Genomic DNA, 805 nt, shown 5'->3' with positions numbered 1-805 from the left:
CGGGGCGGAGGTGCGGATCCCGAGTGACCAGCTCGCGGTGGGGGACCGGTTCGTGGTCCGTCCCGGCGAGAAGATCGCCACCGACGGCGTGATCGAGGAGGGCGCCTCCGCGGTCGACGCCTCGATGCTGACCGGGGAGTCGGTCCCGGTCGAGGTGCGGCCGGGGGATGCGGTGACCGGCGCGACGGTCAACGCCGGCGGCCGCCTGGTCATCCGGGCGACCCGGGTCGGCTCCGACACCCAGCTCGCCCAGATGGCCCGGCTGGTGGAGGAGGCGCAGACCGGTAAGGCGCAGGTCCAGCGGTTGGCCGACCGGATCTCCGGCGTCTTCGTGCCGGTCGTGATCGCGCTTGCTCTGGGCACGCTGGGTTTCTGGCTGGGTACCGGGGACGGTGTGGGGGCGGCGTTCACCGCCGCGGTGGCGGTGTTGATCATCGCCTGCCCGTGTGCGCTTGGTCTGGCGACCCCGACCGCGCTGCTGGTCGGCACCGGTAGGGGGGCTCAGCTCGGGATCCTGATCAAGGGTCCGGAGGTGCTGGAGTCGACCCGGAAGATCGACACGGTGGTTTTGGACAAGACCGGCACGGTGACCGAGGGCAGGATGACCCTGATCGAGGTGCACACCGCCGACGGGCAGGAGCAGGGTGAGGTGCTGCGGCTGGCGGGAGCGTTGGAGCATGCCTCCGAGCACCCGATCGCTCAGGCCGTCGCGCGTGGCGCGGCCGAGCGGGTCGGCACGCTGCCCGCGATCGAGGACTTCGCGAACGTCGAGGGGCTCGGCGTTCAGGGGATCGTGGACGGGCAC

Annotated in this window: 1 protein-coding gene; it reads left to right on the top strand. The window is 71.9% G+C overall.

The genetic code is table 11. The features are described from left to right. A partial coding sequence (locus AWQ68_RS00140) for an HAD-IC family P-type ATPase (protein ID WP_157544718.1) occupies positions 1-805 on the top strand: 805 nt, incomplete at both ends.

Origin of the sequence: Microtetraspora fusca (genome assembly GCF_001570365.1) — a bacterium.
Lineage (GTDB): Bacteria > Actinomycetota > Actinomycetes > Streptosporangiales > Streptosporangiaceae > Microtetraspora > Microtetraspora fusca.
The sequence above is the reverse complement of the archived record's forward strand: the minus strand, read 5'-3'. Positions and strand labels throughout refer to the sequence as shown.